The following is a 13207-nucleotide window of genomic DNA, read 5'->3' as shown; positions in this document are numbered from 1 at the left end:
AGTATTGCATGGGTATGGCCTTTTTTGCCCAGGCCCCCCTACTGGACGGCCTCGGCCTCGACGAGGAACTGGCCTTCACGGACCGAGAGCAGAGCCCGGCCGCCGGGCTGGAGCTGGCCCTGGAGGATGAGGCGGGACAGGGGATTGACCACGGCCTGCTGGATGAGCCGCTTCAGCGGACGGGTGCCGTAGTGGGGGTCGAAGCCGCGGGACCCGCTCCGCGAGGCCAGGCGCAGCCTGGCCGAGTGGGAGGACGCGCCAGTGGCGCGTCCGTTCGCGGGGGAGCAGGCCCGGCCCGTGAACCCAAGCGGAGCGCCGGGTGAGCGGCTGCCGGGCGAGGGCGGCTACTGGACGGCCTCGGCCTCGATGAGGAGCTGGCCGTCGCGGACCGAGAGCAGAGCCCGGCCGCCGGGCTGGAGCTGGCCCTGGAGGATGAGGCGGGACAGGGGATTGACCACGGACTGCTGGATGAGCCGCTTCAGCGGACGGGCGCCGTAGTGGGGGTCGAAGCCCTCCGAGGCCAGCCAATCCAGCGCCGCCTCCGGCACCTCCAGGTCCAGCCGCTGCTCCTTCAGCAGCGCCTCCACGCGCTTGAGCTGGATGTGCGCCACGGCCTTCATGTCGTCGCGGTCCAGGGAGCGGAAGATCACCACCTCGTCCAGGCGGTTGAGGAACTCGGGCCGGAAGTGGCCGTGCAGGGCGGCCTTGACGGCGGCCTCGGCCTTCGACGTGTCGCCCCCGGCGTCATAGATGGCCTGGCTGCCCAGGTTGGTGGTCATGAGGACCACCGTGTTGCGGAAGTTGACCGTGCGGCCCTGGCCGTCCGTGAGCCGGCCGTCCTCCAGCACCTGGAGGAAGAGGTCGAAGGTGCGCGGGTGGGCCTTCTCCATCTCGTCGAGCAGGATCACGGCGTAGGGGCGGCGGCGGATGGCCTCGGTGAGGCGGCCACCCTCCTCGTAGCCCACGTAGCCCGGGGCGGCGCCGATGAGGCGCGTGGCGTCGGCCTCGTGGGTGAACTCGCTCATGTCGATGCGCACCAGGGCGTTCTCGTCGTCGAAGAGGAACTCGGCGAGGGCGCGCGCCACCTCCGTCTTGCCCACGCCCGTGGGGCCCAGGAAGAGGAAGCTGCCGATGGGCCGCTTGGGATCGCCCAGCCCGGCGCGGTTGCGGCGCAGGGCATCGGAGATGGCCGTCAGGGCCGGATCCTGGCCTACCACACGCTCGCCCAGGCGGGCCTCCATCTTCAGGAGCTTCTCCACCTCGCCCTCGAGGATGCGGCTCACGGGGATGCCGGTCCAGCGGCTCACGATGGCGGCGACATCGGGCTCGCCCACCTCCAGGCGCAGCATGGCGCTCTCCCGGGGCGCGATGGCCGCGATCTGCTTCTCCAGGGCCGGGATCTCGCCGTATTCCAGCCGCGAGGCCCGCTCGTACTCGCCCTTCGTCTTGGCCTGGTCCAGCTCGATGCGCAGGTCGTCCAGCTTCTTCTGCAGTCCCCGGGTGCCCTCGATGACCTTCTTCTCGTTCTCCCACTGGGCGCGCAGGCGTCCAAGCTCCTCGTTCAGCTCAGCCAGTTCTTTGTCCAGTTCTGCCAGCCGCGTGCGGCTGGCAGCATCTTTTTCCTTGGTGAGCGAATGCCGCTCCAATTGCAGCTGCATCTCGCGGCGCTCCCGCACGTCGATCTCCGTGGGGCGGCTGTCGATCTGCATGCGCACGGCGCTGGCGGCCTCGTCCATGAGGTCCACGGCCTTGTCCGGCAGGAAGCGGTCGGAGATGTAGCGCTGGCTCAGGTGGGCCGCGGCCACCAGGGCCGCGTCCTGGATGCGCACGCCGTGGTGCAGCTCGTAGCGCTCCTTCAGGCCGCGCAGGATGGAGATGGCGTCCTCCACGGAGGGCTCGTCCACCCGCACGGGCTGGAAGCGGCGCTCCAGGGCGGCGTCCTTCTCGATGTGCTTGCGGTATTCGTCCAGCGTGGTGGCGCCGATGCAGCGCAGCTCGCCGCGCGCCAGGGCCGGCTTGAGCAGGTTGGCGGCGTCCATACCGCCCGACACCGCGCCAGCGCCCACCAGCAGGTGCAGCTCGTCGATGAAGAGGACGATCTGGCCCTCGGCCTTCTCCACCTCCTCGATGACGCCCTTGAGGCGCTCCTCGAACTGGCCCCGGTACTGGGTGCCAGCCACCAGGGAGCCCATGTCCAGGCCCATGACGCGCAGGCCCTTCAGGCTCTCGGGTACATCCCGCTTGTGGATGCGCTGGGCCAGGCCCTCCACGATGGCGGTCTTGCCCACGCCGGGCTCGCCGATGAGCACGGGGTTGTTCTTGGTGCGCCGCGACAACACCTGCAGCACGCGGCGGATCTCCTCGTCGCGGCCGATGACGGGGTCCAGCTTCCCGGCCTCGGCCAGGGCCGTGTAGTCCTTGGCGTACTTCTCCAGGCTGGCGAACTTCTCCTCGGCCTTCTCGTCCTCCACTTTCGAGCCCTTGCGGGTCTCGCGGATGGCGGCCTCCAGCCGCTTCCGGTCCAGGCCGAAGCGCTCCAGCACCTTCTTGGCGTCCGTGTGGGCGTTGCTGAGGGCCAGCAGCAGGGCGTCCGTGGCCAGGAAGCGGTCGCCGAGCCCGCGGCCCGTGTCGCTGGCCACCTCCAGGAAGTGGCGGAAGGCCGCGCCCACCTGGGGCTCGGCGCCGCCGACGGCCCGGGGCAGCTTCGAGACCAGGTCATCGGCGGCGTCCAGCAGGCCCTGGGTGGACTCGGGCGTGAGCCCAGCCCGCTCCAGCAGGGGGCGGAGGCCGGCTTCGGGGGCCAGCAGGGCCAGGAGGAGGTGCTGGGGCACCAACTCCGGGTGCTGGTCCGCCACGGCCCGCTCGCGGGCGGCCACCAGGGCGTCGTTGGCTTTCTGGGTGAAGGGGAGGAGGGACATGGAACACCTCGGCTCCATGATGATGTAGATGTGATATCAATACACTAAAATTTTCTTCTGTATTTTGTTTAATACGATTCAAACCCTTTCAAATCAGCTTCCTCCGCTCGGCTTCGCGTCGCAGGGTCGGGTTGAGCTGGAGGGCCCTGGCCGCCAGGGCCCGGGCCGCGTTGGCCTGGCCCCCCTGCTTCAGGCGCTCCGCGTCCAGCAGCTGACACCAGGCGTCCCAGGGGCGGGTGTCGGCGGCGCGGCGGAGGAGGGCGGCGGCGTTGGCATCCAGGGGCAGTCCCAGCTCGCGGGCGGCCTCCAGCGCCAGGGCCCCGGAGGCGATCTGGAGGTCGGGGTTCCCTGGGGCGGCGGCCAGGGCGCGCCGCTGGAGCGCCAGGGCCTCCCGGCCCAGGACAGGGTCGCGGGCCGCGCGGGCGGAGAGCATCCGCTCCCGGGCGCTGGCCGCCAGGGCGTCGGGCTGGCCGGGCCCCTTGGCGAGGACGGAACCGATCTCCCGGCGGGCCTCGGCCAGATCCGCGGTGGCCTCGCGGCCCCGGTCCAGGTCCGCCGCGGCGCCGTCCAGGAGGGCCGCCGCCAGGCCGAGGCGTGACAGGCGCGAAGATGGCTGGAGGGCCAGCCCCTTGCGATGGCAGCGGATGGCCTCCTCCAGCGCGGCCCGGGGATCCGCGCCCGTGCGGGCCTGGTACTGGGCAAGCGTCTGGTAGGCCGAGCCCTCGCTGAAGTCGTGGCCCACCCAGGGGCGCAGGGCGGAGGCGGCCTCGAGGTGCGCCGCCGCGGCCTTGACCTCGGCCGAGGGATCCCGCCCGGTCTGCAGCTGCCGTTCGGCCCGCAGGGCGTGGATGTTGCCGAGGGCGTCCAGGAGGTAGTCGTGCAGGCGGGGCTGGAGGAGGGCCTTCTGGAGGCCGGCCTCCGCCCGGGCGAGGAAGGGCTCCGGATCGCGCCCCTGGGCCATCTCCCGCTCGGCGCGGTTGCGCATCACCGTGGCCCAGTTCACCCAGAGGGTCGCCTCGGCGGGACGGAGGGCCAGGGCCTTCTCCGCGCCCTCGGCGGCGGCGTCCAGCTCCGGGCTGGGGTCCTGGCCACGGGCCAGGAGGTAGGCGGCCCAGCGGCGGTGGATGGCCGTGCCGTAGCTGTGGGCCCGCCAGTTGTCCGGATCCAGGGCCAGGGCCTCGCGGACGGGCGTCAGAGCCCACTCGCGATCCGCCGGGGAGGCCTGGCCCTGGTCCACCTTCAGGCCCAGCAGGGCGAAGCGGCGCTGGGCTTCCTCCACCAGGGGCTCCGGGGCGCTCCGGGCCCGGTCCTGGGCGGCGGCGAGGGCCGCGCCTTGGCCGTCCATCTGGGCCAGGGCCTCGTCCCGGCGGCCCGTGGCGAGGAGGCCGATGGCCATCTCCTTGCGGACCTCCGCCTCCAGCAGCCACGGCTCCGGGAACCAGGGCTGCTGGGCCTGGGCCTCCCCCGCCTTCTGCAGCGCCTCGTCGAAGCGGCCCTCCACCAGGGCCAGGAGGCCCTCGGCGTAGGCGGAGCCTTCCAGGGTGCGGCCCCGGGCCTCGCGCAGGAGGACCAGGGCGGGGCCGCGGAGCGTGGGCTCCAGGTCGCGGCGGCGCTCCTCCAGAGCCTGGCCGTGGAGGCCCTCCAGCTCCGCCACATAGAGGCGCGCCAGGGTGGTACCCAGGGCCTGGGCGGCATCGGGATCCCGGGGCGCGGCCTTCCGGGCCGCCTCGAGCTGGGCGCGGGCCTGTTCCAGGTCGCCCAGGGCCAGGTAGCCGCGCCCCAGGGCCAGGCGGGCGGGGCCCTGGGCCCAGCGGCCCTGCTCACCGGTCTCTTCCAGGAGCCGGGCCAGGGCGGCGCGCACCTCCTGGAGCTCGGGGCCCGCGGGATGGCGGGGCAGGCTCCGCACCTGGAAGATGCGGCTGTTGAGGCGTTCCACCTCCTGGGCCAGCTGCTGGGCGAAGCGGGCCTGGGAGCGCGCCCGCAGGGCCGCGAAGAGGCCGTAGACCGCGGCCAGGAGGAAGCAGGTCAGCAGGATGGCCGCCGGGCGGTTGCGGCGCAGGAGGCGGTCCGCGCGGTAGAGCAGGGAGGGGCGCCGCGCGTGGATCGGATCGCCGTCCAGGAAGCGCCGGAGGTCCTCGCCGAAGGCGCGGGCGGAGTCGTAGCGCCGGTCCGGCTCCTTCTCCAGGGCCTTGAGGATGATGGTCTGGAGATCCCGCGGGAGTCCCGGCGCGAGGCGCGAGGGCGGCGGCGGCTCGTCCTCGGCGATGCTCCTCAGGAGGCCCAGCGGCGTCGTCGCCCGGAAGGGGGGAGCGCCCGTCACGCACTCGTAGAGGAGCGTGCCGAGGGCATAGACGTCCGAGCGGCGGTCCACCTTGTCGGCGCGCCCCAGGGCCTGCTCGGGGCTCAGGTACATGGGGGTGCCCATGATGGCGTGGGTGTAGGTGTGCGAGACGGCATCGAGGTCGCGGGCCACCCCGAAGTCCATGAGGTAGGCGTGCAGGCCCTGGTCGGTCTTCTGGAGCATCACGTTGCCGGGCTTCACGTCCCGGTGGACGATGCCCGCCCGGTGGCAGGCGTGGAGGGCCTCGGCGGTCTGGAGGATGACCTCCACCTTGGACCGCAGGTCGAGGCTGCCAGAGGCCTCGCGGAGGGTCGGACCGTCCACGAACTGCATGACGAGGTAGGGGTGGCCGCTGGCCTCGCCGACCTCGAAGATGTGACAGATGTTCGGATGCTCCACCTGGGCCTGCACCCGCGCCTCCCGCAGGAAGCGCTCCGTGTCCTCCGGGTCCAGGCGCTTGAGGAGCTTGATGGCCACCGTGCGCTGGAGCTGGCGGTCGAAGGCCTGGTAGACCACGCCCATGCCCCCTTCGGCGATGACCTCCAGGGCCTCGTAGCGCCCCTCCCGGGGCAGGGGGAAGCGGGCCAGCAGCTCTTCATGGCTCAGCCCGGAAGACGGCCCGCCGGAACTGCGCGGGGTTGCGCCCATCGGCCCGAGCCAGGTGGCCTCGGGGTCCGGCTCCGGGCCGGCGGCGGTCCAGTCGCTCCCCTTCCCACCGGAGCCGGGAGGCGGCATCAGGGGATCCGGGCGCGGGTCGGTCATGGACTGGCCCCAGGATAGTCGGCCCTGCAAGGGAAGAGGGAATTCCCTACCTAACCCGCTGCCTCCCCCGCCAGGGCGAGGCAGGCGGTGAGGCCCGGGGACTCGATGCCGAAGAGGTTCACCAGGCCGGGGATGCCGTGGACCTCCTCCCGCTGGATGAGGAAGTCCGGCGCCGGCTCGCCCGGCCCGTGCAGCTTGGGGCGGATGCCCGCGTAGGCGGGCTGGAGGGCGCCATCCGGCAGGTCCGGCCAGTACTTGCGCACCTCGGCATAGAAGCCGTCCGCCCGGCGGAGGTCCACGTCGTAGTCCTCCCGGTCCACCCACTCCAGGTCCGGCCCGAAGCGGGCCTGGCCCGCCAGGTCCAGGGTGAGGTGCACGCCCAGGTGGCTCTGGTCGGGGACGGGATAGACCAGCCGCGAGAAGGGGGCCGCCCCGGCCAGAGAGAAGTAGCTGCCCTTCGAGAGGTGGAGGGGCGGAACACTGCCGGGCCGGATCCCCGCAAAGCCCCGCGCCACGGCCTGGGCGCCCAGGCCCGCGCAGTTGAACACGCGCTCCGCCGTGAGGCTCATGGGCTCGGCCCCGCCCACCTCCACCCGCAGGCCCTCCGGCGTGTCCATGCCGCCGAGGACGGGGCTCTTCAGCACCACGGCGGCGCCCGCGGCCTCCGCTTCCATGCGCAGGGCCCGCATGAGGCCGTGGCTGTCCACGATGCCGGTGCTGGGGGAGAGCAGGGCCGCGGCGCAGCGGAGCCCGGGCTCCAGGCGGCGGGCCTCGTCCGCCTCCAGCCACTGGAGGTCCTGCACGCCGTTGGCCCGGGCCCGGGCCTCAAGGCCCCGCAGGGCCTCCACTTGGCCGGGCTCCGTGGCGACGATGAGCTTGCCGCAGCGCCGGTGCGCCACGGCATGGGCGGCGCAGTAGGCGTAGAGGGCCCGGTTCCCGGCCACGCAGAGGCGGGCCTTCAGGGAGCCGGCCGGGTAGTAGATCCCCGCGTGGATGACCTCGCTGTTGCGGGAGCTGATGCCGGTGCCGACGCGGTTCTCGGCCTCCAGCAGCACCACCTCGCGGCCCCGGAGGGCCAGCTCGCGGGCCAGGGCCAGGCCCACGACCCCGCCGCCGATGACAATGCACTCCACGCGTTCCATGGCAGGTTCCCCGGAGGGGCCGGTGGCCCGGCCCGGAACCTCCAGGCTGGGCCACCGGAGATGCCTCCGGACCTAGCTCTTGTGCATGAATCCGGTCCGTTGGAACCGCAGGTGCCAGCTGAAGGCCTCCTCGAGCATATGGGGGGTGTGCTTCCCTGGCGAGGAATTCAGCGCGTACTGGTAGTAGTCCTTCAGCTGATCCCGGTAGCTGGGATGCACGCACTTGTCGATGATCTGGATGGCCCGCTGCTTGGGCGAGGTGCCCCGCAGGTCGGCGAGGCCCTGCTCGGTGACGACGATGTCCACGTCGTGCTCCGAGTGGTCCACGTGGCTGACCATGGGGACCACGCAGGAGATGCCGCCGTTCCGCCCCGCGATGCTCGGCGTGGTGAAGATGCTGATGAAGGAGTTGCGGGCGAAGTCGCCGGAGCCGCCGATGCCGTTGATGATCCGCGTGCCGTTCACATGCGTGGAGTTGACGTTGCCGTAGAGGTCGAACTCGACGCAGCCGTTCATGGCCAGCACGCCCAGCCGCTTGATCACCTCGACGTGGTTGCTGATGGACTGGGGGCGCAGGATGATCTTGTCCTTGTAGGCGGAGACGTTCTGCTTGAACCGCTCCACCACTTCGGGAGAGACGGAGAAGGCCGTGGCCGAGGCGAAGTCCACTTTGCCGGCGTCGATCAGGGCCAGCAGGCCGTCCTGGATGACCTCGGTGTAGACGGTCAGGTCCTTGAAGTCCGAATCCAGCAGGCCGTAGAGCACGGCGTTGGCCACATTGCCCACGCCCGACTGGAGCGGGAGCAGGTTGGCCGGGAGGCGGCCCTTCTTCACCTCGTGCTCGAAGAAGTCGAGGATGTGGCGCGAGATGGCCTTGGAGTTGGCGTCCACGTCCTTGAAGACGGTGGTGCGGTCGGGGTGGTCCGTCTCGACGATGGCCTTGATCTTCTCGGGGGGGCAGGTGAGGTAGGGCGAGCCGATGCGGTCGGCGGGCCTGGTGATCATGATGGGCTGGCGGTGCGGCGGCATGGGCGGCTCGAACACGTCGTGCATGCCCTCCAGCTCCATGGGCTGGTAGTGGTTGACCTCGAGGATCACCTCCCGGGCGCAGTCGATGAAGGCCTGGTTGTTGCCCACGGACGTGGAGGGGATGAGCCGGCCGTCCTCCGTGATGCCCGTGACCTCCACGATGGCCACGTCAAGGTCGCCGAAGAACCCGGATTTCACGTACTGGGCCACGGAACCCAGGTGGAAATCGAAGTACTCCATCTTGCCGGTGTTGATCTTCTCCCGGGCCGTGGGATCGGAGTTGTAGGGCATGCGGAGCTCGATGCCGTCCACCATGGCCAGCGCGCCGTCCAGCTCGGAGCTGGTGGAGGCGCCGGTCATCACCGAGATCTTGAAGGAGCCGCCCCGGCTGTGCTCCCGGAGGATGTGCTCCGCCAGGGCCTGGGGGACGAGCTTGGGATAGCCCGAGCCGGTGAAGCCGCTCATGCCCACCCGGTAGCCCTTCTTGATGAGCGCCGCCGCTTCCGGGGCGAAGCAGATCCGGTCGCGGAGGGAGACGTTCCTGATGCGATCCTCAGTGGGGGTGGCCATGCTGTGCTCCTGGTTGTCATGGAGGTTGGAACAACCATTTTGCGATCTGGAGGGCAGCAATGCCAGCAGGAGAAACCGCCTGTGCCCTCCCAGGCGACGGGACCGCAGACCGACCACTGGACCTTCCAGAGAGGTGCCTGGCTGCGCCGCGCCCAGCGATGCGGCTTTGGGCTGGAAGGTTTATGGGAAGATCGTAGGCATCCAGGAAACATCGGCCCTGGCGCCTTGGTTGGATCAGGCAGAAAAGCCTGCTGATGGAAGCGGAGGATTGCCGAGTGGCAGAGGAAAGCGGAGGTTTGGAGCTTGAGTCACTCTCTGAGGTGGTCCTCGGGTGTGCGGTCAAGGTCCAGCGAGAACTTGGCCCCGGGTTGCTCGAAAGCGCCTATGAAGCTTGCCTGGCCTATGAGATGGGAAAAAGCCGGACTTCGCGTCCAGCGCCAGGTTGCACTCGATATCAGCTATGGAGAGATTCAGATTCCAGGCGCCTACCGCATCGATCTCCTGGTGGAGGATCAGCTCGTCCTGGAGTTGAAAACGGTGGAACGCTTGACAGACTTCCACGAGGCCCAGCTTCTGACCTACCTCCGCTTCGCAGAAAGCGGGTGGGGCTTCTCCTGAACTTCTGGCGCTGGCCGCTAAGAGACGGGGGCATCAAGCGGATCCTGAACCCCCGCATCTCTCCGCTTTCCTCCTCTCCTCCGCAGCCCTCCGCTTAACCTGATCATTCATCTCTGATTGAACGGCGAGCACCCATGTCCACTCCGATGATGCAGCAGATCGCGGGCCTCAAGCGCGAGGCGGGGGAGGCCGTGCTGCTCACGCGCATGGGGGACTTCTACGAGATCCTGGGCGAGGATGCGGTGCGGGCGGCGCCGGTGCTGGAGATCGCGCTCACCCTGCGCGGCAAGGGCACGGACTCGGAGACGCCCATGTGCGGCGTGCCCCATTTCGCCCTCGACTCCTACCTCCCCAAGCTGCTGGCGGCGGGCTTCTCCGCGGCCATCGCCGAGCCCACGGCCAAGGCCGAGGAGGTGAAGGGCCTCCTGCCCCGCGCCATCAAGCGCATCATCACGCCCGGCACCTGGCTGGATGACGACGCCCGCTGGCTCTGCGCGCTGCACCGCTCGGGCGGCACCTGGGGCCTGGCCCTGCTGCAGCTGGCCTCCGGCGCGCTGCGCGTGCTCCCCGGCGAAGGCGAGGAGGCCCTGCGGGCCACCCTGGAGCGCCTGGGCCCCCAGGAGCTGATCCTGGCCGAGGGTGCCGAGAATGCCTTCGGCCTGGAAGCCGCCCGCACGCGCCTGCCCGCCTGGCGCTTCGAGGCTTCCCGCGCGAAGCAGCAGGTGCTGGCCTTCTTCGGCTGGCAGCACCTGGAGGGCGTGGGCCTCGATCCTTATCCGGCGGCCCTGGGCGCCCTGGCGGCCCTGCTGGACCACGTCGAGGCCACCCAGAAAGGCCGCCCCGCGCACCTCCAGGGTGTGTCCCTGGAACTGGGCGCCGCGGGTCCCCTGCTGGACGCCACCAGCGCCCGGCACCTGGAAGTGCTGGCCAATGGCCTGGACGGCGGCCGCCCGGGCTCGCTGCTGGCCCTGCTGGACCAGTGCCGCACCCGCCTGGGCTCGCGGCTGCTGAAGGCCTGGCTGGAGCAGCCCCTGCGGGACCGCGCCACCCTGGAGCGCCGCTGGTCCCAGGTGGCCTGGCTCACGGAGGACCGCCGCCGCGCGCCCATCCAGGCCCTGCTGGCCCAGGTGCCGGATCTCGACCGCCTGCTGGGCCGCGTGGCCCTGGGCCTCGCCACCCCGCCGGAGCTGGCCCAGCTCCGCGAGGGCCTGGCGGTGCTCCAGAAGCTGCCCGCGAAAATCCAGGATGAGGGCTGGGCGGACGAGGTGGCGGAGCTGGGCCTCTGGCCTTCGGGCACTCCGCTTTGCACGCCCTTGCTTACGGAAGTTCAGCGAGTCCTCGCCGAACTTCCGCCCCTCGATCCAGAGAAGGGCGGCCTCATTCGCGAGGGCGTGGACGCGGAGCTGGACGCCGTGCGCCGCCTGGCCCGGGACGCCAAGCAGGTGATGCTGGAGCTCGAGGAAGAAGAGCGCGCCGCCTCGGGCATCCAGAGCCTGAAGATCAAGTACAACCGGGTGTTCGGCTACTACTTCGAGATCACCAAGGCCAACCTGGGCGCCGTGCCCGCCCACTTCCTGCGCAAGCAGACCCTGGCCAACGCCGAGCGCTTCACCACGGAGAAGCTGGTGGCCTTCGAGCAGCGCCTGCTGAGCGCCGAAAGCGACCAGGCCCGCCTGGAGGCCGCCCAGTTCCAGCGCCTGCTGGCCCTCGTCCTGGAACACCGGGCGGACCTCACGCGCCTGGCCCGGGCCGTGGCTGCGCTGGACGTGCTGGCGGCCCTGGCCGAGCGGGCGCGGCTGTCGGGGTGGACCCGTCCCGAGCTGGGCGAGGACCGCGAGCTGGTGCTGGCCTCCGCCCGGCATCCCATGCTGGAGGCGCGCCTGGGCCGCGAATGCATCCCCAACGACCTCCAGTTCACGGCCGGGCAGCCCATGGCCGTGGTGACGGGCCCGAACATGGGCGGTAAGTCCACCTTCCTGCGCACGGCGGCCCTGCTGGTGGTGCTGGCCCAGGCAGGCTCCTTCGTGCCCGCCGAGCTCATGCGCTTCGGGCTGGTGGACCGCATCTTCACGCGCATCGGCGCGTCCGACCAGCTGGCCAAGGGCCAGTCCACCTTCATGGTGGAGATGACGGAGACGGCCCGCATCCTCAACCAGGCCACGGCGGCGAGCCTGGTGATCCTCGACGAGATCGGCCGCGGCACCTCCACGCGGGACGGCCTGGCCCTGGCGGAGGCCATCGCCGTGTTTCTGCGTGATCTGAAAGGAGGCGCGCCCCGCACACTCTTCGCCACGCACTACTTCGAGATGACCAAGCTGGCCGATGATGCCCGCATCCAGAACCTCCATGTGGAGGTGCAGGAGTGGGAGGAGCAGCTGCACTTCCTCCACCGCGTGGCGCCCGGGCCGGCGGACCGCAGCTACGGCATCCAGGTGGCGCGGCTGGCGGGCCTGCCGAGGGCTGTCATCCAGAAGGCCCAGCGGCTGCTGGCCCAGGCGCCGGAGGCGCCGCCCCGGGCCCCCATGCCATCGCAACCTGCGCTGCCGCTTTTCGAAGTGGAACCTGATGCTCTCCGCACCGAGCTGGAGGCCCTGGACCTCAGCCGCATGACGCCGCTGGAGGCCCTGAACTGGCTGGCCATGAAGCAGAAGGAGCGGGCGTGAACGCCCCGGAGCATCCCATGCGCCGCCGGGACCGGGAGCTGGGCGAAGCCGAGACCCTGGCCCTGCTGCGGGAGGCGGAGTGGGGCGTGCTGGCCACGGTGGACGCCGACGGCTGGCCCTACGCGGTGCCCGTGAACCACGCGGTGATGGATGGCGGCCTGATCCTCCACTGCGCCACGAAGGGCCACAAGCTGGCCAACCTGGCCTTCAATCCGAAGGTGTCCTACTGCGCCGTGACCCTGGCGGAACCCATCCCGGCGGAGCTGGCCACCCGCTACGCCAGCGTCATCGTCTTCGGCCGCGCGGAGCTGGTCGAGGATGAGGCGGAGAAGCGGGAGGCCCTGCGGGCCCTGGGCCTGCGCTTCGCGCCGGAGCACTCCGAGGTGGTGGATCGCGAGATCGGCAAGGACCTCTTCCGCACGGCGGTGGTGCGCATCCGCATCGAACGCGCCACGGGGAAGGCCCGTCGCTGAGCAGGAGGCGGGCCCCCCCGGGAGGCCGGACTTCCGCTAGACTGCCGGCATGTCCCCCAAGGCGCCCCTCAGCAAGACCCGCCTCCGCGTGGCATGGACCATCGCCCTCGCCGTGGATGCCATCCAGGTCCCCGCGGATCTCAGCGGGCCCGGAGGCTGGTTCCTGGGTGCGGGCCTGGACTTGGCCACCATGGTCGTGATGTGGGCCCTGCTCGGCTTCCACTGGGCCTTCCTGCCCTCCTTCATCACCGAGGCCGTGCCCTGGCTCAACCTGGCGCCCCTCTGGACCCTGGCCGTGGCCCTCGCTACCCGGGGCCGGGGGCCGGACGCCCTTCCCGTTCCGCCGACCCTCCCCCCTCACCCCTGAAGGAGGTTCCATGCAGATGAACATCGGAGGCACCGACAAGGTCGTACGCATTCTGGCCGGGCTCGCGCTGCTGAGCCTGGTCTTCCTGCTGAAGGGAAGCGCCCGCTGGTTTGGGCTCATCGGCCTCGTGCCGCTGGTGACCGCCTTCACGGGGTTCTGCCCGCTCTATTCGGTAGTGGGCGTGAGCACCTCCCCCAAGAAATAGGCTCCACCGCTCCGCCACGACACAGAGCCGACATAGGCCCTCTGATCCAGTTACTGGGTCACGGCAGCCTTGTTCGGTGGGACACTGGCCTGCCTTGGGCAGGTGGGTCCCATGCGAGC

10 protein-coding genes and 1 pseudogene are annotated in these 13207 nt (G+C 70.8%); 6 read left to right on the top strand and 5 right to left on the bottom strand.

Annotation, left to right across the window (positions count from 1 at the left end):
- Nucleotides 1-38: 38 nt before the first annotated feature.
- The 5 genes from G398_RS21235 to scpC all read right to left on the bottom strand — a co-directional run bounded on the left by G398_RS21235 (nucleotide 39) and on the right by scpC (nucleotide 8762).
- Nucleotides 39-230: a hypothetical protein gene (locus tag G398_RS21235; RefSeq protein ID WP_281173044.1), complete on the bottom strand. Its 192-nt coding sequence runs from the start codon at nucleotides 228-230 to the stop codon at nucleotides 39-41.
- Nucleotides 231-344: 114 nt separating this feature from the next.
- Nucleotides 345-2918 carry an ATP-dependent Clp protease ATP-binding subunit gene (locus G398_RS0100405; protein ID WP_157492219.1) on the bottom strand — a complete coding sequence of 858 codons (2574 nt, stop codon included), beginning with the start codon at nucleotides 2916-2918 and terminating at the stop codon, nucleotides 345-347.
- A gap of 88 nt (nucleotides 2919-3006) precedes the next feature.
- On the bottom strand, nucleotides 3007-6021 hold the full coding sequence (locus tag G398_RS0100400; RefSeq protein ID WP_084511771.1) for a serine/threonine-protein kinase: 3015 nt from the start codon (nucleotides 6019-6021) through the stop codon (nucleotides 3007-3009).
- Between the two features lie 50 nt (nucleotides 6022-6071).
- Complete coding sequence (locus tag G398_RS0100395) at nucleotides 6072-7163, bottom strand: NAD(P)/FAD-dependent oxidoreductase (RefSeq protein WP_026852113.1); 1092 nt, start codon at nucleotides 7161-7163, stop codon at nucleotides 6072-6074.
- A 72-nt stretch (nucleotides 7164-7235) separates the two neighbouring features.
- Nucleotides 7236-8762: a succinyl-CoA:acetate CoA-transferase ScpC gene (gene scpC / locus G398_RS0100390; RefSeq protein ID WP_043482832.1), complete on the bottom strand. Its 1527-nt coding sequence runs from the start codon at nucleotides 8760-8762 to the stop codon at nucleotides 7236-7238.
- Between the two features lie 254 nt (nucleotides 8763-9016).
- Here scpC and G398_RS22145 point away from each other — a divergent pair.
- From G398_RS22145 to G398_RS0100365, 6 genes and pseudogenes are all read left to right on the top strand, one after another.
- A pseudogene (locus G398_RS22145) lies at nucleotides 9017-9133 on the top strand (hypothetical protein); the annotation flags it as partial.
- A 13-nt stretch (nucleotides 9134-9146) separates the two neighbouring features.
- Nucleotides 9147-9380, top strand: coding sequence for a GxxExxY protein (locus tag G398_RS21120; protein ID WP_211229018.1), 234 nt, complete (start codon nucleotides 9147-9149; stop codon nucleotides 9378-9380).
- 134 nt (nucleotides 9381-9514) lie between these two features.
- Nucleotides 9515-12043: a DNA mismatch repair protein MutS gene (gene mutS / locus G398_RS0100380; RefSeq protein ID WP_084511770.1), complete on the top strand. Its 2529-nt coding sequence runs from the start codon at nucleotides 9515-9517 to the stop codon at nucleotides 12041-12043.
- Complete coding sequence (locus G398_RS0100375; RefSeq protein WP_026852110.1) at nucleotides 12040-12516, top strand: pyridoxamine 5'-phosphate oxidase family protein; 477 nt, start codon at nucleotides 12040-12042, stop codon at nucleotides 12514-12516. Before mutS ends, G398_RS0100375 begins: the two co-directional genes overlap by 4 nt.
- A 49-nt stretch (nucleotides 12517-12565) precedes the next feature.
- Entirely contained in the window at nucleotides 12566-12883 is a 318-nt protein-coding gene (locus G398_RS0100370) for a hypothetical protein (RefSeq protein WP_026852109.1), read from the top strand.
- Nucleotides 12884-12893: 10 nt separating this feature from the next.
- Nucleotides 12894-13088: a YgaP family membrane protein gene (locus tag G398_RS0100365; RefSeq protein WP_026852108.1), complete on the top strand. Its 195-nt coding sequence runs from the start codon at nucleotides 12894-12896 to the stop codon at nucleotides 13086-13088.
- Nucleotides 13089-13207 lie beyond the last annotated feature (119 nt).

This window comes from Geothrix fermentans DSM 14018, assembly GCF_000428885.1.
GTDB classification, from domain to species: Bacteria; Acidobacteriota; Holophagae; order Holophagales; family Holophagaceae; genus Geothrix; species Geothrix fermentans.
The sequence above is the reverse complement of the archived record's forward strand: the minus strand, read 5'-3'. Positions and strand labels throughout refer to the sequence as shown.

What these genes read in the sequence shown, in the direction of transcription:
- G398_RS0100405 (WP_157492219.1), bottom strand. Translation starts at nt 2,918, where the DNA reads ATGTCCCTCCTCCCCTTCACCCAGAAAGCCAACGACGCCCTGGTGGCC.
- G398_RS0100400 (WP_084511771.1), bottom strand. Translation starts at nt 6,021, where the DNA reads ATGACCGACCCGCGCCCGGATCCCCTGATGCCGCCTCCCGGCTCCGGT.
- G398_RS0100395 (WP_026852113.1), bottom strand. Translation starts at nt 7,163, where the DNA reads ATGGAACGCGTGGAGTGCATTGTCATCGGCGGCGGGGTCGTGGGCCTG.
- scpC (WP_043482832.1), bottom strand. Translation starts at nt 8,762, where the DNA reads ATGGCCACCCCCACTGAGGATCGCATCAGGAACGTCTCCCTCCGCGAC.
- G398_RS21120 (WP_211229018.1), top strand. Translation starts at nt 9,147, where the DNA reads ATGAAGCTTGCCTGGCCTATGAGATGGGAAAAAGCCGGACTTCGCGTC.
- mutS (WP_084511770.1), top strand. Translation starts at nt 9,515, where the DNA reads ATGTCCACTCCGATGATGCAGCAGATCGCGGGCCTCAAGCGCGAGGCG.
- G398_RS0100370 (WP_026852109.1), top strand. Translation starts at nt 12,566, where the DNA reads ATGTCCCCCAAGGCGCCCCTCAGCAAGACCCGCCTCCGCGTGGCATGG.
- G398_RS0100365 (WP_026852108.1), top strand. Translation starts at nt 12,894, where the DNA reads ATGCAGATGAACATCGGAGGCACCGACAAGGTCGTACGCATTCTGGCC.